At 69.7% G+C, this 20,978-nt stretch carries 19 protein-coding genes; 16 read left to right on the top strand and 3 right to left on the bottom strand.

The genetic code is table 11. From position 1 onward, the window contains the following. Positions 1-2: 2 nt before the first annotated feature. Positions 3-641, bottom strand: coding sequence for a flavin reductase family protein (locus CHC09_RS15365; RefSeq protein ID WP_089293781.1), 639 nt, complete (start codon positions 639-641; stop codon positions 3-5). Here CHC09_RS15365 and CHC09_RS46285 point away from each other — a divergent pair. From CHC09_RS46285 to CHC09_RS15335, 6 genes are all read left to right on the top strand, one after another. Then, positions 636-923, top strand: coding sequence for a hypothetical protein (locus tag CHC09_RS46285; RefSeq protein WP_089293780.1), 288 nt, complete (start codon positions 636-638; stop codon positions 921-923). The genes CHC09_RS15365 and CHC09_RS46285 overlap by 6 nt on opposite strands. 332 nt (positions 924-1,255) lie before the next feature. Then, on the top strand, positions 1,256-2,476 hold the full coding sequence (locus CHC09_RS15355) for a glycosyltransferase (RefSeq protein ID WP_239138225.1): 1,221 nt from the start codon (positions 1,256-1,258) through the stop codon (positions 2,474-2,476). Beyond that, positions 2,473-4,038 (top strand): ArnT family glycosyltransferase, encoded by a 1,566-nt coding sequence (locus CHC09_RS15350; RefSeq protein WP_089293778.1) that lies wholly within the window; start codon positions 2,473-2,475, stop codon positions 4,036-4,038. The genes CHC09_RS15355 and CHC09_RS15350 overlap by 4 nt, the downstream gene beginning before the upstream one ends. Further along, positions 4,035-5,231: a glycosyltransferase gene (locus tag CHC09_RS15345; RefSeq protein WP_089293777.1), complete on the top strand. Its 1,197-nt coding sequence runs from the start codon at positions 4,035-4,037 to the stop codon at positions 5,229-5,231. Before CHC09_RS15350 ends, CHC09_RS15345 begins: the two co-directional genes overlap by 4 nt. Further along, entirely contained in the window at positions 5,228-7,351 is a 2,124-nt protein-coding gene (locus tag CHC09_RS15340; RefSeq protein ID WP_203833080.1) for a galactose oxidase early set domain-containing protein, read from the top strand. The genes CHC09_RS15345 and CHC09_RS15340 overlap by 4 nt, the downstream gene beginning before the upstream one ends. Then, the gene (locus tag CHC09_RS15335; protein ID WP_143232344.1) at positions 7,348-7,866 is read left to right on the top strand and encodes a hypothetical protein; all 519 of its coding nucleotides are present in this window, start codon (positions 7,348-7,350) and stop codon (positions 7,864-7,866) included. Before CHC09_RS15340 ends, CHC09_RS15335 begins: the two co-directional genes overlap by 4 nt. A 67-nt stretch (positions 7,867-7,933) precedes the next feature. On the opposite strand, the gene CHC09_RS15330 is transcribed toward CHC09_RS15335, so the two are convergent. After that, the gene (locus CHC09_RS15330) at positions 7,934-9,121 is read right to left on the bottom strand and encodes a chitosanase (protein WP_239138224.1); all 1,188 of its coding nucleotides are present in this window, start codon (positions 9,119-9,121) and stop codon (positions 7,934-7,936) included. A gap of 178 nt (positions 9,122-9,299) precedes the next feature. Here CHC09_RS15330 and CHC09_RS15325 point away from each other — a divergent pair, with 178 nt between their 5' ends. The 6 genes from CHC09_RS15325 to CHC09_RS15300 all read left to right on the top strand — a co-directional run bounded on the left by CHC09_RS15325 (position 9,300) and on the right by CHC09_RS15300 (position 15,871). Continuing rightward, complete coding sequence (locus CHC09_RS15325; protein WP_089293775.1) at positions 9,300-10,472, top strand: ROK family transcriptional regulator; 1,173 nt, start codon at positions 9,300-9,302, stop codon at positions 10,470-10,472. A 74-nt stretch (positions 10,473-10,546) separates the two neighbouring features. Further along, positions 10,547-11,812, top strand: a complete 1,266-nt coding sequence (locus tag CHC09_RS15320) for an ABC transporter substrate-binding protein (protein ID WP_239138223.1) — start codon at positions 10,547-10,549, stop codon at positions 11,810-11,812. A gap of 3 nt (positions 11,813-11,815) precedes the next feature. Further along, the gene (locus CHC09_RS15315) at positions 11,816-12,742 is read left to right on the top strand and encodes a carbohydrate ABC transporter permease (protein WP_089293773.1); all 927 of its coding nucleotides are present in this window, start codon (positions 11,816-11,818) and stop codon (positions 12,740-12,742) included. A gap of 2 nt (positions 12,743-12,744) precedes the next feature. Continuing rightward, the gene (locus CHC09_RS15310) at positions 12,745-13,605 is read left to right on the top strand and encodes a carbohydrate ABC transporter permease (protein WP_239138267.1); all 861 of its coding nucleotides are present in this window, start codon (positions 12,745-12,747) and stop codon (positions 13,603-13,605) included. Beyond that, entirely contained in the window at positions 13,602-14,858 is a 1,257-nt protein-coding gene (locus tag CHC09_RS15305; RefSeq protein ID WP_089293771.1) for a family 4 glycosyl hydrolase, read from the top strand. The genes CHC09_RS15310 and CHC09_RS15305 overlap by 4 nt, the downstream gene beginning before the upstream one ends. Beyond that, complete coding sequence (locus CHC09_RS15300) at positions 14,855-15,871, top strand: N-acetylglucosamine kinase (RefSeq protein WP_089294175.1); 1,017 nt, start codon at positions 14,855-14,857, stop codon at positions 15,869-15,871. Before CHC09_RS15305 ends, CHC09_RS15300 begins: the two co-directional genes overlap by 4 nt. Here CHC09_RS15300 and CHC09_RS15295 read toward each other — a convergent pair. Beyond that, the gene (locus CHC09_RS15295) at positions 15,868-16,350 is read right to left on the bottom strand and encodes a winged helix-turn-helix transcriptional regulator (protein ID WP_179277157.1); all 483 of its coding nucleotides are present in this window, start codon (positions 16,348-16,350) and stop codon (positions 15,868-15,870) included. The two genes, CHC09_RS15300 and CHC09_RS15295, sit on opposite strands and share 4 nt — an antisense overlap. 92 nt (positions 16,351-16,442) lie before the next feature. On the opposite strand from CHC09_RS15295, the gene CHC09_RS15290 reads away from it, so the two are divergent. From CHC09_RS15290 to CHC09_RS15275, 4 genes are all read left to right on the top strand, one after another. Further along, entirely contained in the window at positions 16,443-16,868 is a 426-nt protein-coding gene (locus CHC09_RS15290) for a tautomerase family protein (protein WP_089293769.1), read from the top strand. Between the two features lie 97 nt (positions 16,869-16,965). Beyond that, the gene (locus CHC09_RS15285; protein WP_089293768.1) at positions 16,966-18,219 is read left to right on the top strand and encodes a hypothetical protein; all 1,254 of its coding nucleotides are present in this window, start codon (positions 16,966-16,968) and stop codon (positions 18,217-18,219) included. Positions 18,220-18,331: 112 nt separating this feature from the next. Further along, positions 18,332-19,099, top strand: coding sequence for an adhesin (locus tag CHC09_RS15280; RefSeq protein WP_143232343.1), 768 nt, complete (start codon positions 18,332-18,334; stop codon positions 19,097-19,099). Positions 19,100-19,104: 5 nt separating this feature from the next. Then, on the top strand, positions 19,105-20,913 hold the full coding sequence (locus CHC09_RS15275) for a CHAT domain-containing protein (protein WP_089293766.1): 1,809 nt from the start codon (positions 19,105-19,107) through the stop codon (positions 20,911-20,913). The last annotated feature ends 65 nt before the right edge of the window (positions 20,914-20,978 follow it).

The raw sequence follows: 20,978 nt of genomic DNA, 5'->3' as shown, positions 1-20,978 counted from the left end.
CCTCAGGCGGGGGCCGGCCGGAGTCGGTGCGGCATGCGCCATCCGGCGGCCAGGCGTGACGGATACACATCGGCGCCACCGCCGAAGAACTCACAGAACTTCATGATGAGCGGGTCCCAGCGCAACGGGTCGACGTAATGCGTTCCCGGCACCAGCAGATCTTCCTCGACATGTGCCCGGACCACATTCACCTGGAACGCCGTGGCGTGCGATTCGGGTACGCCGAACGGATGCGCCGCGGCCACCTCGCACTCCAGCTGGATGGGGCACTCGGCGACGCGCGGTGCCGCGACGACCTCGCCGGCCTGTTCGGTCAGCCCGGCGGTGGCGAACTTGTCGCTCTCGTACCGGTATCCGATCGCCGCCTTGTGGACGGGGACGAGGGGTGCCGACGTGGTCAACGCGAGCCGGTCCACCGCACCGGCCATCGTCGACGGCGCCAGGTTGAGCACGCACTGGCGTTCACGCAGCAGGTTGGCGGTGGTCTGCGCGCTGTTACCCAGACCCAGCATGCAACTGCGCCCCAGCCACCAGGCCGACGACATCGGGGCGATGTTGGCGGTGCCATCGGGATTGCGGGAGCCGATGAGCACGACGGGAGTTCCGAAGTACAGCACTTTCAGGTCAATGGCGACATGCATGCCGAGGATCATGCTCAGTATCGGAGGAAGTCGCTGGCGGTAATCGGACCTCTGGACCGGCAGGACCATTCCCGGCTGCCCGAGATCCTGATGCCGGAGGTCGGGATCGTGCCGAGGGACAGGCGACGGCCGGGCGCGCTGGAAGCGGCCGTGATGACCGCGCTGCGGGCGGCGGACGCACCCATGACGACGAGCCAGGTGCGGGAGCACGAAAAAGGCTCGGCCATACTCATCGAATGTTTCGGAAAGAAGATCCGACGCCATCTGGCGCAACATTTCTGAAATTAACGGCCGAGCCCTGCCGAGATCCGCTAAAGTATCGATGCCCGGTCATCCGTTCGGCCCAATTACCGCAGTTCAACAGTGGAATCCGCTCTCCCGAGAGGGGATCTACCAGCGCATTTGACCGACCATTTCCGGGATGTCCGAGTTAGCGTTGCGGCCATGTTTCGGCTTCGAAAACCTTTCAGAGCGTACTGCAAAATTGTCGACAGCGGACTTGAAAGGCATCGACGTACGACGGTTAGTGTATTTCCTGAACGGCGGGAGTGGGGCCCGCCGATTTCGGGAAGAGGCATAAGACATTGGCTGCCGCCGTCATGGTTTTCGTCTCGGTGGTTCTCTCGGCCTTCGCAGCGGTCACGCTGTGGTGGACGATGCACGCTTGGCGCACGCCGGAGACCCTGGCCGCCACGCGGTTCGCACCGCCGGACGGGGAACAACACCTGACCTTTTCGCTCCTGGTTCCGGCCCGGCACGAGCAGGCCGTCCTGGAGCACACCGTGGAGAGGTTGCTCCAGTCCACGCACGAGGCCTTCGAGATCATCATCATCGTCGGGCACGACGACCCGGAGACAGCCGAGGTGGCCGACCGGGTCGCACGCACGGCACCGGGGCGGATCCTGGTGGTGACCGACCACAACGAGGTGAAGAACAAGCCCCGGGCGCTCAACACCGCGCTTCCGTACGCGCGCGGCGACGTCGTCGGCGTGTTCGACGCCGAGGATCAGGTGCACCCCGAGTTGCTGGAGCATGTGGACCACGCGTTCCGCGCGACGGACGCCGACGTCGTCCAGGGCGGCGTCCAGCTGATCAACTTCCATTCGAGCTGGTACAGCCTGCACAACTGCCTGGAGTACTTCTTCTGGTTCCGCAGCCGGCTGCACCTGCACGCCAAGAAAGGCTTCATCCCGCTCGGCGGCAACACGGTCTTCGTTCGCACCGACGTGCTGCGCCGGGCGAACGGCTGGGACGGCACCTGCCTGGCCGAGGACTGTGACCTGGGGGTGCGCCTGTCGAGCCGGGGGTCCAAGGTGGTCGTGGCCTACGACTCGACGATCGTCACCCGCGAGGAGACGCCGCACTCGTTGCACGGCCTGCTCAAACAGCGCACCCGGTGGCACCAGGGCTTCCTCCAGGTCCTGCGCAAGGGCGAGTGGCGGCGGCTGCCCGCGCTGCGCCAGCGGCTGCTGGCCCGCTACACGCTGACCGGCCCGTTCGTGCAGGCGTTCTCCGGCGTGGTCATCCCGGTCGGCGTGGCGATCGCGCTCTGGGCCGAACTGCCCGTGCTCGTCGCCCTGTTCACCTTCCTGCCGGTGCTGCCGATGGCGGCCACGCTGCTGTTCCAGGTGATCGGCCTGCGCGACTTCGGCAAGGAGTACGACCTGAGGATCAGGTGGCACCACTACGCCCGCCTGATCCTCGGCGCCTTCCCGTACGCCATTGTCCTGGCCCTGGCGGCGCTACGAGCCGTCTGGCGCGAGTACACGGGCCGCCGCAACTGGGAGCTGACCTCCCACGTGGGGGCGCACCTGCGTGAGGCGGCGCCGGCGTGACCACGATCGAGCTCGCCGAGCCACCCTCCGTCGTCGTGGCGGGGACCGACGACGTACGCGCGAAGAAGCGCAAGGCAAACACCGACCTGGTCATCGCCGTGGGTCTCACCGCGATGATCGTCACGCTGCTGGCCTGGAACATCACCGGCTTCCCGGCGGCCAGCGACGACGAGGGAACCTATCTGGCGCAGGCCTGGGCCGTGCAGCACGGCCGAGGGCTGGCCCACTACACCTACTGGTACGACCATCCGCCGCTGGCCTGGATCCAGCTGGCCGGACTCTCCTGGATCCCGGCGCTGCTCGCCCCCACGCTGACCGCGGTGGCCGCCGGACGGATCGCGATGCTGCCGGTCCAGGCGGTCGGCCTGCTGCTGGTCTACCTGGTGAGCCGGCGCGTCGGCATGCCGCGCTGGGCGGCCTCGCTGGCCCTGATCACGTACGGCCTGTCGCCGCTCTACCTGACCATGGGCCGGCAGATCTACCTCGATTCGTTCGCGGTCGTCTGGCTCCTCGGGGCGCTCGCGCTGGCCCTGTCACCGCGCAAGCACCTGTGGCACTTCGCGGCGGCCGGCGGCGCGGCCGCGGTGGCCGTCCTGTCGAAGGAGACGATCGCCGTCATCCTGCCGGCCGTGCTCGTGGCCCTGTGGCAGAACTCGGCCCGCAGCTCGACCCGGCCCTGGGCGCTCGGCGCCTTCGTGAGCGGCCTCGTGCTGGTCGGCTGTTTCTATCCGCTCTACGCGATGCTGCGCGGCGAGCTGTTCCCCGGCCCGGGGCACGTCTCGCTGATCGGCGCGTGGCAGTTCCAGCTCGGCTCCCGCTCGAGTTCGGGCAGCGTCTTCACGTCCGGGTCGGGCGCGTCGTCGCTGCTGCACTCGTGGCTCTACTACGACTCGGTGATCCTGATCGCGGGGGCGGTGGCGAGCTTCGCCGGTCTCGCGCTGCGCCGGGTGCGGCCGATCGCCCTGGCGGGTGTCATCCTCGTCCTGGTCGCCCTGCGACCGGGTGGCTACCTCCCCGCCATGTACGTCGTCCAGGTCCTCCCGCTCTTCGCGATGGCGATCGCCGGCGTGATCGCCTGGGCCGTCGTCGCCCTGCGCCCGGGGCTCGTCTGGTGGCGGTGGGCCGTGCTCGGTGCGGCGATCACGCTGGCGGTCGCGGTGGTGGCCCCGCGCTGGTACGTGGGGGACCGCCGGGCGCTGAGCACGGACGACAACGCGCCGTACGCGCAGGCCGCCGACTACATCCGCGCTCAGTGGCCGGGGCGGGACGACGCGACCGTCGTGGTCGACGACGTGCTCTGGCTCGACTATGTCAACGCCGGACACCCTCCTGACAGGGTCATCTGGTTCTACAAGATCGATCTCGATTCGGCGGTCGCGAAGCGGCTGCCCGGCGGCTGGTGCGACGTCGACTACATCGTCTCGACGCCGGCCATGCGCCAGGACCCGAACAGCCTGCCCACCGTGCGGACCCTGCTGACGAACTCGACCGTGATCGCCTCGTTCGGCCCGCAGGACGGCCGGATCGAGATCCGCCGTGTGGACAAGGAGACACCCTGTTGACCATCACCAGCGACCCGACCGAGATCCGACCCGATCGGGTCCGCGCGAGGCTGCGCGGGACCATCGGCGAGCTGCCAGTGCGGACCACGCCGCGCCAGACCATCGTGGTGCCGACCTTCAACGAGCGGGAGAACATCGCCACGCTGCTCGAACGGCTCACCGCGGCGCTGCCGGCCGGCGAGACCGAGATCGTGTTCGTGGACGACAGCACCGACGACACCCCCGAGGTGATCAGGCAGGTGGCGGAGGCCTGCCCGATCCCGGTGACCGTGCACCACCGTGCGAACGGCGCCGGCGGGCTCGGCGGCGCGGTCGTCGAGGGCATGCGCCTGGCCCGCGGCGAGTGGATCGTGGTCATGGACGCCGACCTGCAGCACCCGCCGGAGATCGTGCCCGACCTGGTCGCGGCGGGTGCTCGGGACGGCGCCGACCTGGTTGTCGGCAGCCGGTACGCGGGCGGCGGCAGCCGCGGTGGCCTGTCCGGCGGATACCGGCGGATCGTCTCCGGCGGCTCGACCGTCGTCACCAAGATGCTCTTCCGGAACTCGCTGTCGCGGGTGAGTGACCCGATGAGCGGCTTATTCGCGATCCGCGCCAGCTCGCTCGGGGTCGAGGAGCTACGCCCGCTCGGCTACAAGATCCTGCTGGAGCTGGTCGTACGCAACCGTCCCGGCCGGATCGTCGAGGTGCCGTACTCGTTCCAGCCGCGGCACGCCGGCGAGTCCAAGTCGTCGATGGCCGAGGGCGTCCGCTTCCTGAAGCACCTCGGGATGCTGCGCTTCGGCGCCCAGCGGTCGCGGATGCTGATGTTCGGGCTGATCGGCGTCTCCGGGCTGCTGCCCAACCAGGCCGCGCTCTGGGCGCTCAACCACCTGGCCGGGGTGCACTACCTGCCGGCGGCCGTGCTCGCGAACATGGTGGCGGTCGGGTGGAACTTCGCCCTCACCGACACGCTGCTCTACCGCTCCCGCCGGTCGCACCGCAGTTTCTCGGGCCGGTTCAGCCGGTTCTTCCTGCTCGGCAACGCCGACCTGCTGCTGCGCATCCCGCTGCTGGCGCTGCTGGTCGGCGGCGCGCACCTCGGGGTCCTCTGGGCGAACCTGGTCACGCTCATGATCTCCTTCGTGGCCCGTTTCCTCATCTCCGACAAGGTCATCTACCGGGCCCGGGTCCTGCAACAGGTGACGGCGTGAGCAGCGGTGGGACGGTGCTGATCGCGTACCGGAATCGACCATGGCTGAGTCGCGCGGACCGCGGGCGAATCGCGCAGGCCCTGATCCTCGTGCTCATCGCGGCGACAGCCGCGGTCGTCCCGGCCGGGGCGGCGCGGGCGAGCGCCAACCTGATCGCCAATCCGGGCCTCGAGGGGCTGGATCCGACCGGGTTCCCGGTGTGCTGGGAGAGGTCCGGCTGGGGTGACCAGAGCTTCACCTTCGGCCTGGCCAGCCCCGGTCACACCGGCGCCAACGCCATCCGGGTCACGCTCACGACCTCGCCGAACGGCGACCGCAAGGCGATGATGCTGGAGAATCCGTCGTGCGCGCCGAACGTCACGCCGGGACACCGGTACGACCTCTCCGCCTGGTACACGACGACCACCGCGAACACGGTCATGACCATGTTCCGGCACGACGTCGCGCAGGGCTGGGTGTACTGGACCGACCTGGCCACGCTGCCGGTCACCTCGACCTGGACGCGGAAGACCGTCCGCACGCCGGAGGTGCCGGCCGGCACCGACCAGATCGTCTGGGGCGTCACCATCTACGGTGTCGGCACCCTGCAGACCGACGACTACGAGATGAACGACGCCACCCAGCCGGCGCCCGAGCAGTCCTGCAGCGCCGGCGACGCCTGCACCAGGGGCGTCTGGCAGGTGCTGCCGTTCAACTCCCCGGTCCGCGCCATCCACGCGGTCGTGCTCAAGAACGGCAACGTGCTCCTGGTGGCCGGCTCCGGCAACGACCCCGACGCGTTCGCGGCCGGGACGTTCACCACGGCCGTCTACCGTCCCGAGACCGGGACGTTCAGCAACGTGCCGACACCGGCCGACCTGTTCTGCTCCGGCCATGTGCAGTTGGCCGACGGCCGGGTGCTGATCATGGGCGGCAACAAGGACTATCCGGCCGCGGACGGCAGCCATGGCTACAAGGGCCTGAAGAACTCGTACGTCTTCGATCCGGCCACCGGCTCGTACTCGCGGGTCAACGACATGACCGCCGGCTCCTGGTACCCGTCGGCCACGATCATGGGCAACGGCGACGTGATCGCGCTGGGCGGTCTCGGCGAGGACTCGTCCGGCACGGTCGCCACCCAGTACTTCAAGACCAGCGAGTCGCGGTGGCTGAGCCTGAACGAGGCGAACCAGACGTGGAACTTCTGGGGCCTGTACCCGTCGATGATCCTCATGCAGGACGGACGGCTGTTCTACACGGGCAGCCACGTGTTCGGCAACGGGCTGCCGGGCACCGGCTCGTCGATCTACGACTACGACGCGAACACCATCACACCGGTCGGTGGCCTGCAGAACAAGGACCAGCGCGACCAGTCGATGAGCGTGCTGCTCCCGCCCGCCCAGGACCAGAAGGTGCTCACGATCGGCGGTGGCAACATCGACAGCAACCCGGACGCCAACCGGCTCACCGACCTCATCGACCTGAAGCGGGCCGATCCCGCCTACACGGCCGGGCCGCCGCTGCCGACCGGAACGCTGACCGGCGGCGTCCCGCAGACCTCGACCCAGGGCAAGATGTACGTCTCAGCCGTCCTGCTGCCCGACGGCAAGGTCTTCGAGACCGGCGGTGGACTGCACAACCGAGCCGATCCGGTGTATGAGGCGTCCATGTACGACCCGGCCACCAACACGTTCACTCCCGGCCTGGCCACCGATCCGGTGCCGCGCACCTACCACTCGTCCGCGTTCCTGCTGCCCGACGGCCGGGTCATGTCGGTCGGCGACAACCCGGGCAACGGCTCGTTCGACATGCGCCTGTCGATCTACTCGCCGCCGTACCTGTTCCACGGCGCCCGGCCGCAGATCCTTCACATTTCGGAGAACGAGTGGGCGTACGGGTCCACCCACACCATCACGGTCGACGACCCGATCCTCAGGGCCGAACTGATCCGCCCCGGGGCCGTGACCCACTCCAGCGACCCGAACCAGCGGTTCGTCGACCTGCCGATGTCGGTGAACGGCGACACGATCGGGCTCAACCTGACCTCGAACCCGAACATCGCGCCGCCCGGCTGGTACATGCTGTTCGTGGTCGGCACGAACGGGGTCCCGTCGGTCGCCCGGTGGGTCCACGTCGGATGAGGATCCGGCGCGTGCTGACGCTGGCCGGGGTGGTCGCCCTGGTGGCAGCCGCCGCGGCGGTGCTGGTGACGCTGGGCCGGGCCGCGCTCACGCCGTCCTCGGTGGCGGCCGCTCCGGCTGTCACCGATTCGACCTGGCCGTACTATTCGCCCGCACCGGCCGAATCGGGCTCACCGCCGCCGGCCGCGCGGCCGGGCCGGACCGCGACGGCTTCCGCCGTGCCCGCCGTCTCGCCGGCCCCGTTCGTCCAGCACTTCGCCGACGGACCCACCGCCGGCCCGCAGCCCATGCGGAGATCCCCGACGGCCCCGCTGAAGGTCCCGGCCTTCGTCGACGGCTGCGACCACAACTACGGAACGCGGACCCAGTGCGTCCCGCTGGCCTTCCCCGACGGTGTCACCGGCGCCGCGGGCAAGTGCTCCTGGCTCGCGGCGCACGGCTTCACCGGCCTGATCGTGGCCGGCCGGGACGTTCAGGGGCTCGACGCCGACGGCGACGGCACCGCCTGTGACTGACGTGAGAGTGGACCGGATACCGGGGGCCGAGGTGTTCCCCGGCCCCCGATCGGCACGTTCAGGCCGGTCAGCCGATGTGGTACGGATCCCCGTAGACCTTGAAGTCCAGCGGTGTGTTCAGGTCGAAGTTGCCGTTGTTGAGGAAGACCCGCTGGGCGGTGTCGATCCGGCTGGTGTCCGAGTGCGCCTCCTCCTTCTTCATCTCGACCACCCGTTCGTCCAGGAACGCGTTGAGCCAGGCGCGCTCGTCGCCGCCCTGGGCCGGCGGCCTGGCCTTGGCCAGGGCCCGGCTGCGGATCGCCCGCATGCCCTCGTACCCGTGCACGACCGCGGCGTCGTAGTAGGCGAACTGGCCGAGCGCCCGGACGCCGTCGGACTTGCCGTCGCGGACCGACGGGTTGAAGTACACCCGGTCCCGCTCGGACTCCTGCGCGGCCTGGAACACCGGGTCGGCCGCCGCGGTCCGCCAGTCCCTCGGGAAGTTCGGGTCGAGGCCGGCGTGCGAGTCGGTGCCGTTGACGGCGCGCAGCGCGGGCAGGTATCTGGCGAGCACGTTGGACGGCTTCGTGGCGGTGTACGCCTCGACCAGTTCCAGCATGTCGCCGGTGCCCGAGCAGAAGCCGATGATGCCGGCCGTGTAGCCGCGGCCGTCGCCGATGTCCTCGATGTAGGAGAACTGGGCCCGCCAGTCGAGCGAGGAGTTCTCGGCCGCGGAGACGATCTGCATGGCGACGTCCTTCTTCGCGGGATCGTCCAGATTCTTACCGGTCGGGGTGGATCCACCGGGCATGGTCCAAGTCTGGTTCGTGCCACCGGCGCACGTCCAGATCTGTAACCTGGTCCCGTTGGCGGTGCTCTTTCCGGTGACGTCGAGGCACTTGCCCGACGCGGTGTTGATCAGTGTGCCGTTGCTGACGGTCCATTTCTGCGCGCCGGTGGCGTTGCAGTCGTACAGCTGGATCTTGGCGCCGTTGGCCGTCGAGGCGGCGGTGACGTCCATGCACTTGCCCAGCGCGCGGATGGTCGCGTCGGTGTTCCCGACGGTCCACTGCTGCGCGGCGGTGCCGTTGCAGTCGTAGAGCTGAACGGCGGTTCCATTGGCGGTGGCGGAGCCGGCGACGTCGATGCATTTGCCGCCCAGGCCCCTGATCGGCCCGGCCGTGGCAGCGCTGGCCGGGAGTAGTCCGAAGACCACGGCGGCACCCGGGATGACCAGGGACAATGCGGCGTAGGCGACTGTCCTGACGCGATTCATGGCGCTCCTCGATGGAGGGGGTGAGGGGGACGGCGCGCGCGTTGGGGACGGACTCTACGACTGTTAAGTAGCTTTATCAATCCTGAACCGTCGATGGGTTCGGCTCTTGACACGGATCGAGCAGTGCCTAACTATGAGCCAACTGTTAAACAGTTTGCCTATCTCTCCGGGGGCCCCGTTGACGCGTCTGGCCGGCTCGTCCAAGCTGCTCCGCGCCATGAACGAGAGCGCGGCGCTGGCGCTTCTGCTCGACCCGGGCATGCTCACCCGGACCGATCTGCGCAAGCTGACCGCGCTGTCCACACCGACCATCTCCGAGATGCTGCGCCGGTTGACCGAGGCCGGACTGGTCCACATCGTCGGGCACGACAGCGGCCGCCCGGGGCCGAACGCGGAGATCTACTCGGCCAACCCGGACGCGGCGTACGTGGCGGCCGTCTCCGTGCGTGACATCGGCACCAGCCGCACCCCGTCGGTCGCGGCCGCGCTCTGCGACCTGACCGGCGCGGTTCGGGCCCGGTTCGAGTCCCGCGTCGACTTCCTCGCCGCCGACCCGGTGGCCGCCCTGGCCGACGTGGTCGACCAACTTCGCGAGCGGGCCGCGGTGCCGGGCGACCGGATCCGGCACGTGCGACTGGGCGTTCCCGGTTCGTACGACCCGAAGACCGAGACCATCCGCCTCGTCGACGTGCCCGGTTTCGCCCGCCCCGGCCTGGTGCCGGAGATCGCCGCCGCGCTCGGCACGGATGTCGGCGTCGACAACGACGTCAACCTGGCCGCGGTCGCCGAGCGCGAACGCGGCACCGGCCGCGACGCCGAGGGCTTCGCGCTGCTCTGGATCGGCCAGGACGGCCTCGGTCTGGCCATCGACATCAACGGAACGCTGCTGCGCGGCACCCGCGGCGGCGCCGGCGAGATCGGCTACATGCCGCTCTACTCCCCCGACTCCAGCCACCGCAAGCTCGACCTGCAGGACCTGTTCGGCGGTGGCGCGATCCTGGACCTGGCCCGGGAGAACGGGATCAGCGGCGACACCCCCGCCGAGGTGGTCGCCGTCGCGGCGGCCGAGCCCGGCGAGTTCCTGACCGCCCTGGCCGACCGGATCGTGATCGGTCTGGCCGCGGTCACCGCGGTCCTCGACCCCTACCTCGTGGTGCTGGCCGGCCCGATCGCCCAGGCCGGCGGCGCCCCGCTGCTCACCGCCGTGACCGACGCGTTCCGCCGGGCCGCCCCGCTGGAGTGCTCGGTCGCGGTCACCACCGTCGACGACGACGCCGTGCTGCTCGGCGCGCTCGACGCCGGACTCGCCACGGTACGTGACGCCCTGATCGCCGCCATCCGCGACAGCTGAACCCTCACCTCTGAGAGGTCAAAGTGAACACAAGGATCCCTCGTACCCTTTTCGCCCTGGGTACCGCCGTTCTGTTGACCACCGCCTGCACCCCCGCCCCGAAGGAGAACAAGGTCGCCGATCCCGGGACCCGGGTCGCCGGGAACGTCGAGCTGTGGCACTTCTTCACCGAGCGTGAGGCCCAGGCCATCGAGCAGGTCGTGGCGGACTTCCAGACCGGCCACCCGGCCATCAAGGTGACCGTCAAGTCCGGACAGGACGACTCGAAGGTCACCCAGGCGATCGGCGCCGGCAACGGGCCGGACGTCGGGCTCTCCTACTCCACCGACATCGTCGGCAAGTTCTGCTCGTCCGGGGCGTGGGTGGACCTGAAGCCCTACCTCGAGCGGGACAGGGTGGATCTCGGGCAGCTCAACGTGACCACCAGGTCGTACACCGAGTTCGACGGCAAGCGGTGCGCGATGCCGTTCCTGGCCGACGCGTACGGGATGTACTACAACAAGGACCTGTTCGCCAAGGCCGGGATCGCCGGACCGCCGAAGACCCTCGCCGAGCTCACCGAGGACGCCAAGAAGCTGACCGTCAGGAACCCGGACGGCTCGCTCAAGCAGGTCGGCTTCCTGCCGCTCTACGACTTCTACGAGAACGCGGCCGCGCACCTGGCACCGGCCACCGGCGCCAAGTGGCTGACCGGCGACGGCAAGAGCGCGGTCGGCACCGACCCGAACTGGAAGACGCTGCTGACCTGGCAGAAAGACCTGGTCGACTGGTACGGCTACGACAACCTGACCAAATTCAAGGCCGGCCTCGGCGACGAGTTCAGCGCCGACAACGCGTTCCAGAAGGGTCAGGTGGCGATCAACATCGATGCCGAGTACCGCCTGGCGTTCCTCAAGGACCAGGCGCCGAAGCTGAAGTACGGCGTGGCCCCGCTGCCGACCAGCGACCCGGCCCGCTACGGCGGCGGCTACGTCACCGGCAACATCATGGGCATCTCCAAGAACGCCAAGAACCCCGAGGCGGCCTGGGAGCTGATCAAGTACCTGACCACGGACGACGCGGCGGTCACCAAGCTCGCCGGGCTGATCAAGAACGTGCCGACCACCACGAAGTCGATCGCCGACCCGGCCCTGAACGCGGACCCGGACTTCAAGGCGTTCATCGACATCTTCAACAACCCGAACTCGATGACCTCGCCGCCGTCCGCGTCCGGCCCCGCCTATCAGGAGACGTTCCAGCAGTTCCTGATCAAGTACCAGTCCGGCAAGGTGGCCGACCTGGACGGCGGGCTGGCCGACGCGGACAAGCAGATCAACAGCGTCATGACGCTGGGCGGCTGAGCCATGGACGGCGTACGGCTGCGCCGGGGGCTGACCACGTTCTCGTTCCTGGCGCCCGCGCTGATCGGCATCGCGGTGTTCTTCGGCTATCCCCTGATCTCGGCGGTCTACTTCTCGTTCACGAAGTTCGACCTGCTCTCCGTGCCGCAGTGGGTGGGGCTGAGCAACTACCGGCAGATGGCGGACGACCCGTTCCTGCTCCAGGCGGTGCGTAACACGCTGTGGATGGTGATGGTCTTCGTTCCGGTGCGGATCATCTTCACCATCGGGCTGGCGATGCTGCTGGCGCAGCTCAAGCGAGGGGCGGGCTTCTTCCGTACGATCCTGTACCTGCCGTCGCTGGTCCCGTCGGTGGCCGCCACCATCGCCTTCGTCTACCTCCTCAAACCGGGCACCGGCCCGGTGAACCATCTGCTGGAGAAGATCGGCATCAACGGCCCGCTCTGGTTCAACTCTCCGGCCTGGGCGAAGCCGTCGCTGGTCCTGCTCGGCCTGTGGGCCTGCGGCGACCTGATGATCATCTTCCTGGCGGCGGTGCTGGGCGTCCCGGAGAGCCTCTACGAGGCCGCGTCACTCGACGGCGCGAACGCCTGGCACAAGTTCCGGTCGATCACGCTGCCGTCGATCCGCCCGGTGATCCTCTTCGCGGCGGTCACCGGCGTGATCTACACGCTGCAGTACTTCGACCAGGCGGCGGTGGCCGGCTCGATCGCCAGCGGGCAGGCCACCGTCGGCGCCGGCATCTCCCAGTCCTTCGGCTATCCGGAGGGCTCCACGTTCACCTACCCGCTCTGGCTCTACACCTCCGGGTTCCGCTACAACGCGCTGGGCTACGCGAACGCCCTGGCCATCGCGCTCTTCGTGGTCGCGCTCGCGGTCACCGTCATCCTGCTGCGCCGCGCGAAGGCGTTCTCCGGGGAGGAATCGTGACCATGGTCCTGGAACGGCCGCGCGTCGCGGTCCGGGAGAGACGGCAGATCCGGCTCGCCTGGGTCGCGCGGCACAGCATCGCGATCGCGCTGGCCGTCATGTTCATCACCCCGGTCGCCTACCTCGTCCTGCTCTCGCTGATGACCAGCAACCAGGCGCTGACCAGCGACTACTGGCCGAACACGTGGCACCCGGAGAACTACGTCAAGGTCTTCGAAGCGACCCCGCTGCCGCACTACCTGCTCAACACGGTCCTCTACGCAGTGACGGCGACGGTGCTGACGCTGGCGTCGAGCGTGCCCGCCGCGTACGCCCTCGCGAAGTTGAGATTCCGCGGCCGCAACGCCCTCTTCCTCGTCGTGATCTGCGTGATGATGCTGCCACCGCAGGTGGTGACCGTCCCGCTCTACCTGATGTGGGCGCGCTACGGCCTGACCGGCTCGCTCGCGCCGCTGATCATCCCGGCGCTGTTCGGTGACGCGTTCTGCATCTTCCTGCTGCGCCAGTTCCTGCTGACAATCCCGGGCGAATATCTGGACGCGGCCCGGGTCGACGGCTGCGGCGAGTGGCGCACGCTGCTGCGGGTGGTGCTGCCGATGGCCCGGCCGGGCATCGCGGCGGCCGGCCTGTTCCAGTTCTTCTTCTGCTGGAACGACTACTACGGGCCGCTGCTCTACACCAGCGAGAACGAGAACTCCTGGACCCTGACGCTCGGCCTGGCGTCGTTCCGGACCGTCCACCACATCGACTGGAACCTGGTCACCGCCGCGACGGTGCTGGCCATGGCGCCACTGATCATCATCTTCTTCTTCGCCCAGCGCGCGTTCGTGCAGGGCATCACGCTCACGGGGTTCAAGGGTTGAAAATCGCTGTCATCGGTGGTGGATCCACCTACACACCGGAGCTCGTGGACGGGTTCGCCCGGCTCGGCACGATGGTCTCCGAGCTTGTCCTGATCGATCCGGCAGCCGAGCGGCTCGACGTCGTCGGGGCGTTCGCGGCGCGAATCCTCGCGCACCACGGCCACCCCGGCAAGGTCACCTGGACGTCCGACCTGGACGCCGGCGTCACCGACGCGGACGCCGCGCTGATCCAACTGCGGGTGGGTGGGCAGCGGGCGCGGATCACCGACGAGACGTTCCCGCTGGACTGCGGTTGCGTGGGGCAGGAGACGACCGGGGCCGGAGGACTGGCCAAGGCGCTACGGACCGTCCCGGTGGTCCTGGACGTGGCCGAACGTGTGCGGGCCCGGGCCAAGCCCGGCGCGTGGATCGTCGACTTCACCAACCCGGTGGGGATCGTGACGCGGGCGTTGCTCGACGCCGGTCACCAGGCGGTCGGCCTGTGCAACGTGGCGATCGGGTTCCAGCGGCGGTTCGCGAACTACCTCGACGTCGATCCGGCCTCGGTCGTGCTCGATCATGTGGGGCTGAACCATCTGACCTGGGAGCGGGCGGCCTATGTCGACGGCGTCGATCGACTGCCCGCGCTCCTCGAGGAGCACCTGTCCGAAATCTCCGGTGAAGTGGACATCCCCGCCTCGATCATCTCGATGCTGGGCGCGGTCCCTTCCTACTATTTGTCGTATTTCTACGGACACGATCGTCATGTTCGCGACGCGCTCGGCGCCCCCACCCGGGGCCGGCGCGTCGCCGAGATCGAGGCCACCCTGCTCGACCTGTATCGCGACGTCACCCTCGTCGAGAAGCCGGCCCTGCTCGCCGAGCGCGGCGGCGCCTACTACTCGGAGGCCGCGGTCGGCCTGCTCGCCTCACTCTTCGGCCTCGATGACCGCGCCGTCCACTCGGTCAACGTCCGCAACGACGGCGTTCTGCCGTTCCTCCCGGCCGACGCGGTCATCGAGGTCTCGGCCCGGGCGGGCCTCGACGGCCCGGCACCGCTGCCGGTCACCGCACTGCCGCCGGACCTGGCCGGCCTCATCGCACACACCTGGGGGTACGAGGAACTGGCGCTCGACGCGGCGCTGCGCGGCGGCCGCGACCGGGTCTACCGGGCGCTGCTCGCCCACCCGCTGATCGGTCAGCACGAACCCGCCGACGCCCTCGCCGACCGGCTCATCGCCGCCGGCCGCGCGCACCTCGCGTGGGCCAGATGAGCGCTCGCTACCTGGCGATCGACGGCGGCAACTCGAAGACGGACGTGCTCCTCGGCGACACGTCCGGCGAGGTGCTGGCCCTCGTCCGCGGCGGCACGTCCTCCCCGCACAACGTCGGCCTGACCGGCACCGTCGAGGTGCTCGGCGCGCTGATCGCGGCCGCCCGCGCCCAGGCCGGTCTGCCGCCGGACGAGCCGATCGAGGCCGTCGCGGTCTACCTGGCCGGCGCCGACCTGCCGATCGAGGTGGCCCGCCTGCACGAGGCCGTCGCCGCGCGGGGCTGGGCACGTCGTACGCAGGTCGACAACGACTGCTTCGCCCTGCTCCGGGCCGGCACCTCGATGCCGGACGCGGTCACGGTGGTCTGCGGCGCCGGGACGAACGCCGTGGGCCGGGCGGCCGATGGGTGCACCGCGCGGTTCGTCGCCCTCGGCCCGATCTCGGGAGACTGGGGTGGCGGCCACGACCTGGCCGAACAGGCCCTGCGGGACGCCGCCCGGGGCGAGGACGGCCGTGGTCGCCCGACCGCGTTGTCCGCCGCGGTCGCCGCGCACTTCGACCTGCCCACGGTCGAGGCGGTGAGCCTCGCCCTGCACTTCGGCGACCTGCCGATGGAGCGGATCCCGGAACTGGCACCACTGCTGTTCGCGGTCGCCGCGCAGGGTGACGAGGTGGCGTCCGCGCTGGTCACCCGGCAGGCCGAGGAGATCCTGGCGCAGTACCGGGTCGCCGCCACCCGGCTGGACCTGCTCGCGACCCGGCACGCCCTGGTCCTGGGCGGCGGCGTACTGCAGGCCCGCCATCCCCAGCTGCACGACCAGATCGTCGCGGGTGCCCGGGCGCTGGCTCCCTCGGTGGACGTCACGGTGCTGTCCACCCCGCCGGTGGCCGGCGCCGCCCTGCTCGCCCTGGACACCCTGGGGGCCACCGCCGCCGAGCGGTCCCTGCGCACCGCCCTCGAACGGTGCCCGCCGTCCCCCGCTGCCGGACGCCTGGCTCGGATCGCCGACTAGCCGCGCCGCCAGGCGGGGTTCAGCCGGATCTCGATGGCGTCGGAGATCGCCTCCGGCGCCGGCTCGGCCGTTACCCGGGCCCGCACCGGACGGCCGGTCCCGGCCTCGACGAACGACAGCGGCGGGCGGCCGTCCTGCAGGTATTTGTCGCCCCACTGCATCAGCGACAGGAACACCGGCAGCAGGTCCTCGCCGGCCCGCGTCAGCCGGTACCCGTCGCGGGCCCGGTTGCCCGGCTCCCGGTAGGGAACGGGCTCGACGACACCGGCGGCCTTCAGCTGTTTGAGTGCTCGCGACACCGCGGGTGCCGAGGTCCCGACCCGTGCCACGAAGTCGTCGAACCTGGTTGTGCCGTAGAGGCATTCGCGGACCACCAGGAACACCGTCTTGGTGCTGAGCAGGTCCAGCACCCGTCCGGCCGAGCATCCGTCGCCGATCGACCACGCCTCCCGGTCGCTCAGCCGCTCCTCGAAGTTCATCGCCACCCCGCCACTGTAACTAACGCTTGTGTTATCCAGCAGGGAGTGATTCGATCTGGGTAACGAGATCGTTATTCAGATGGGGTGCCGTCATGCCGTTCTGGGCCATTCATCACACACCCGGGATCTTCACCGCCGAGGAGAAGCGCCGGCTCGCCTCGCACATAGCCGACCACTACCAACGAGCCGGATTGCCCCGGTTCTATGTGGTCACGGTGTTCCACGAGACCCGGGCCGAAGATTTCTACGTCGGCGGGGAACCCACCCCGGCCGGGGTCCGCATCGCCATCGACCACATCGCCCGCCGCAGCCCCGATCGGGACAGCCGGCGCCGGAACACCCAGTGGATCAAGGGCATGCTGCAGCCCTACCTCGAACGGCACGCGGGGCTGCACTGGGAGTTCCACGTCGACGAGACCAGCGAGGACCTCTGGATGATCAACGGGATCGCACCGCCACCGGCGGGCTCCGACGCCGAGAAACTCTGGGCTGAGAGCAACACGGCATCCCCCTACTGACCGCGCTGCCGGCGCCCTCCCCAGAGGCTCGCGACGCGGGATTGAACTCTGTCCGTCAGAAGTCACCGAGGGCGTCGGGGCGAGGATCGGTGGACGGATGAACGGATCGACGAGTGCTACGCCAACGCTGTGCCGGCGATGCGGTCAGATCGCTACCGGCGACTCGGGGACCTGCCCGCACTGCGGCTCGCCGCTGAACGGCGCGGCCGGCCCTTCAGGACGCGACCCGGGCGAAGCCGCCCACTACCTCGCCGCGACGGGCGGAGCGCGGGCCGCGACGGAGGGACGGTCGGCGCCGGTCACGACGGCTGACGGGTCCGACTACCGGTTCGAGCCGGCGGTGGTCGCGCCGGGGCCGCGACTGAGCCCGAAGGGCTGGCTCACCGTCGGCGCCGCCGGGACGGCCGTGGTGCTCGCACTGGTGGCCTTCGTGCTGTTCTGGCCGGATCCGCCGAGCCCGGCCGGAACCGTTGAGGAATACTTCGACCGCCTCGGTTCCGGTGACACCGAGGCCGCGCTGGCGCTGGTCGATACCGGCCGGACGTTCTCGCCGGACGAAGCGCCGCTGCTGGTGGCGGCCGCGCTGGCGAACGCCGGGAACCGGCCGGCCGACGTCGAGGTCACGGCCGCGCAGCCGTACCTGGCCGGCAGCCGCTACACGGTGGTGACGGCCAGGTACACGATCGGCGAGCAGCCGGTGGAGCAGGATTTCGCGGTCGTCGAGACCGGGGACGACGAGACGCCGTACCTGCTGCAGAAGCCCTTCCTGTACCTGACCGTGGCCCTGCCCGGCGGGCTGGACGTCGCGGTGAACGGGGTCGCGGTCGACGCGGCGACGGTGGCTCGGGGCACGCCCGTGTTCCCGGCGGCGTACCAGGCGACCACCAGCGGCAACGCACTGTTCGAAGGGACCACCCGGGCCGCGACGTACAGCGTCGGGAACCAGGGCGACACGGTCGAGATCGATCTCGCGCGACTGGACGTGGCGCCGGGCGCGCAGGGGGCCGTGCAGGCGGCGACCGAGAAGTACCTGGACGGGAACTGCGTCAACCCGTCGACGTCAACCTCGTCGTATACGTCCCAGTGCCCGCTGCAGGCGCCGTCCATGTCGTGGAGTCAGACCACCTCCTGGGCCATCACGGCGTACCCGCAGGTCCAGGTTTCCTCGGGGGATCAGGGGCGGGCCCGGATGCGATTCGCCACCGGGACCTCGGGCTCGGCGGATTACACGATCACCTACACCGATTTCAGCGGGGCCAAGAAGACCGAGACCGGCACCGTGCCGATCGATGTCAGTGGCAGCGTCGGAATCGGCGAGGACGGCGCGATCGCCATCGCGCTCGGCTACTGATGACAAGGGGGGAATGTTGACCATCTCGAACCCGATGGGCGATCGATGGTCCTCGAACGGTCCAGCCGATGAGGACATCGCCTACCGTACGCAGAATCTCAGGTTCACCCAAATGGAAACCGCCCTGGACGAGTCGGTGTCGTTCCGGGCGATGTTCCAGCTGTGGCTCTACGCCGTGCTCGCCAGCATGCTGGTGTACGCGGTGTTCTTCGTGCTCTCCATCTTCACACTGCTCGGCAGTGCGTCGGCTGGGACCGGGGCCTTCTCGATCTTCTCTGGCCTGTTCGGTTTCGGCACCGTCGTCGCGGTCGGGGTCTTCTGGGCGGTGCTGCTCTTCGTCAAGATCCAGGAGCCGGTCGCCGAGTGGAAGACGCTGATCGAGGGCAAGGCGACCGCGGCCGAGTCGTCCTACGCGGCGATCTACCGGTCGCTGGCCCGCCGCCGGATCCCGGTCGGCGTGTCGGCCCGCCGGATCCGCAGCGACGTGATGGCCGAGGCGGTCAACAACCGGCTGATCATCACCGAGCGCTCCTACGTGGCGTACGTTTCGGTGTTCGCCTTCGGGACCTCGCTCTACGTCGGCTGGACGATGTGGCGCGACCGCCGGGGTTACTCGCTCATCGGCCAGTTCCTCAAGGATCTGCTCGGCAGGATGCTCGGGCGTACCGGGATCATCAACCAGATGCTGCGTACCGAACGTGTCCGGGCGACGCGCGAGGCCGTGCACTCCGCCGTGCGTGAGGGTGTGGACGCGGCCGTCGAGGACCTCCAGCTGCCGATCACCACCACGTTCGGCTATGACATTCCGATCGAATCCATGTCGGCCACGGCGGCGGTTCCCGCGATGCCCCCGGGCGGGCCGGCTCACCGGGCGGGCTGACGGGAATGACGGCGATGTTCGACCGGGATCTGCAGGGGGTCCCGGACAGTCCGGAGCCGGCCGCGGGTGCGCTGACCGTGGCCGGCCCGTACGGCTTCTGCTCGTGGGTCGCCCTGCTCGTGGAACCGGTGTCCGGCCGGGAGTCCGGCGACCCTTCGAGGGAGCGACGCCGTGCCGACGAGGCCATCGCCGACGCGGGATGGCTCGCCGGACAGTGGGACCCGTCCGCCGGGGCCCGGCTGGAGCTGCGCTATCTGCACCGGCCCGGCGAACGGCTGCGATGTGTGCTGCTCGGCCGGGTGCAGGCGCCGACACGGGACGCCGCGATCGGCGCGGCCCTGCGGTTGCGTGACCGGCTCGGCGCGCTGCCGGCGCATGTGCGTGCCGTGCCGGTCGAGTCGGCGGCCGACGTGCTGAAGCTGCTGGATCCGTTCCGGGCGGACCCGGCCGGCCTGGTCGAGGTGCGCAAGCAGATCCGGGCGGGGCGGCCGGTCCGCCCGGACGCGGGTGTCCACTACTACCTCGCCGTGCCGAGGCTCGCCGCCGGGGCGACGAGCTGGGACCCGCTCTGGCAGAGCGTCGCCGATCTGCCGCAGCCGTTCATGCTGACGGTCGGACTGGAACCGTACGCGCCGCCGGCCCCGTTCGTCGGCATGCTCGCCGACCTGGCCACCCGGTACGGCCGGCTGGCCGTACCGGGCCGGTCCGGGCCGAGTGCGTTGCGGCAGCGGACCTACGAGTTGCCCGCCGACCCGTTCGCGAGGTACGCCTCCGGGCACTTCGAGGACGCCTGGCGGCGCTACCAGTCGGCGGTCTTCCGGGCCCGGATCACCCTCGCCTCACCCGCTCCGCTTCCGGAACCGCTCGTCGCGCGGGTCGCGGCGACGATCTGCGCGCCGCGCGGCGATCAGGAGACCACACACGTCGTCGTCGCGCCCGAGCCCGACGAGCGGGAGGTCGCCTGGCGCAACGTGACGACCCTGGACAACGCACGCTGGGACCGGCGCTATCTGGGGCACCTCGAGGTCCCGACCGGCCTGCGGCTGCTGGCCGAGACGATGGACGCGGGCGAGGCGGCGTCAGCCTGGCGTCTGCCGCCCGCGCCCGTGGCCGGCGACCGTCCGATGTTCGTGTCGGTGACGGGCGACGTCATCAACGTCGGCGACAACGCGACGTTCGTGAACCGTAGTACCGTCTCGGGCTCGTTCAACACCACCTCGTCCCCGGCCGGTCCGGCCGCCGCGGCCGGGCCCAGGCTGAACATCCTGCTCGCGTGCGCCAATCCGCGCGGCAGCGAGGCGCTGCGCACCGGCGAGGAGGACCGGACGCTGCGACAGTCGATCAGGTTGTCGGCCGAGCGGGACCGGATCGACATCGAGACCCTCAACGCGGTCACGATCGATGATCTGCGCCGGGCCCTGCTGAACCGGCGGTTCGACATCGTGCACTTCTCCGGGCACGGCACGAGGCGGGGGCTGGTCTTCGAGGACGACGCCGGCCGGATCTTCCAGCCGCCCAGCTCGGCGCTGGCCGAGCTCTTCGCGCGTCGCGGAATCAAGGTTGCCGTGCTCAACGCCTGTTACTCGCTGTCGGTCGGCCGGATCAGCGCGATCGGTACCGAGTTCACGATCGCGACCGACGGCCCGCTGTCGGACCCGGCCGCGATCGAGTTCACGCGGGGCTTCTACGACGCGCTCGGCGCCGGGCGGGACGTCCCGGACGCGTACGCCGAGGGCAAGGGCGCGGCCGCGCTGAAGGGCCTAACCTTCACCGCGATCCTGCTGCGCCGGGGCGAGCAGTACGGAACATCCTGAACATCCACCGATCGGCTCGTTCAGGCGGTCCTCACCCGGTGATCGACGAAGGACGATCATCCGCC

The sequence above is a fragment of the Actinoplanes regularis genome (assembly GCF_900188005.1).
GTDB classification, from domain to species: domain Bacteria; phylum Actinomycetota; class Actinomycetes; order Mycobacteriales; family Micromonosporaceae; genus Actinoplanes; species Actinoplanes regularis.
Note: the sequence above shows the minus strand (reverse complement) of the source record. Positions and strands in the feature narration are given on the sequence as shown.

Excerpts from the sequence above, each read along its gene's own strand:
- CHC09_RS46285 (WP_089293780.1), top strand. The coding sequence starts at position 636 with ATGCATGCCGAGGATCATGCTCAGTATCGGAGGAAGTCGCTGGCGGTA.
- CHC09_RS15365 (WP_089293781.1), bottom strand. The coding sequence starts at position 641 with ATGCATGTCGCCATTGACCTGAAAGTGCTGTACTTCGGAACTCCCGTC.
- CHC09_RS15335 (WP_143232344.1), top strand. The coding sequence starts at position 7,348 with ATGAGGATCCGGCGCGTGCTGACGCTGGCCGGGGTGGTCGCCCTGGTG.
- CHC09_RS15330 (WP_239138224.1), bottom strand. The coding sequence starts at position 9,121 with ATGAATCGCGTCAGGACAGTCGCCTACGCCGCATTGTCCCTGGTCATC.
- CHC09_RS15315 (WP_089293773.1), top strand. The coding sequence starts at position 11,816 with ATGGACGGCGTACGGCTGCGCCGGGGGCTGACCACGTTCTCGTTCCTG.
- CHC09_RS15310 (WP_239138267.1), top strand. The coding sequence starts at position 12,745 with ATGGTCCTGGAACGGCCGCGCGTCGCGGTCCGGGAGAGACGGCAGATC.
- CHC09_RS15300 (WP_089294175.1), top strand. The coding sequence starts at position 14,855 with ATGAGCGCTCGCTACCTGGCGATCGACGGCGGCAACTCGAAGACGGAC.
- CHC09_RS15295 (WP_179277157.1), bottom strand. The coding sequence starts at position 16,350 with ATGAACTTCGAGGAGCGGCTGAGCGACCGGGAGGCGTGGTCGATCGGC.
- CHC09_RS15290 (WP_089293769.1), top strand. The coding sequence starts at position 16,443 with ATGCCGTTCTGGGCCATTCATCACACACCCGGGATCTTCACCGCCGAG.
- CHC09_RS15285 (WP_089293768.1), top strand. The coding sequence starts at position 16,966 with ATGAACGGATCGACGAGTGCTACGCCAACGCTGTGCCGGCGATGCGGT.
- CHC09_RS15280 (WP_143232343.1), top strand. The coding sequence starts at position 18,332 with ATGGAAACCGCCCTGGACGAGTCGGTGTCGTTCCGGGCGATGTTCCAG.
- CHC09_RS15275 (WP_089293766.1), top strand. The coding sequence starts at position 19,105 with ATGACGGCGATGTTCGACCGGGATCTGCAGGGGGTCCCGGACAGTCCG.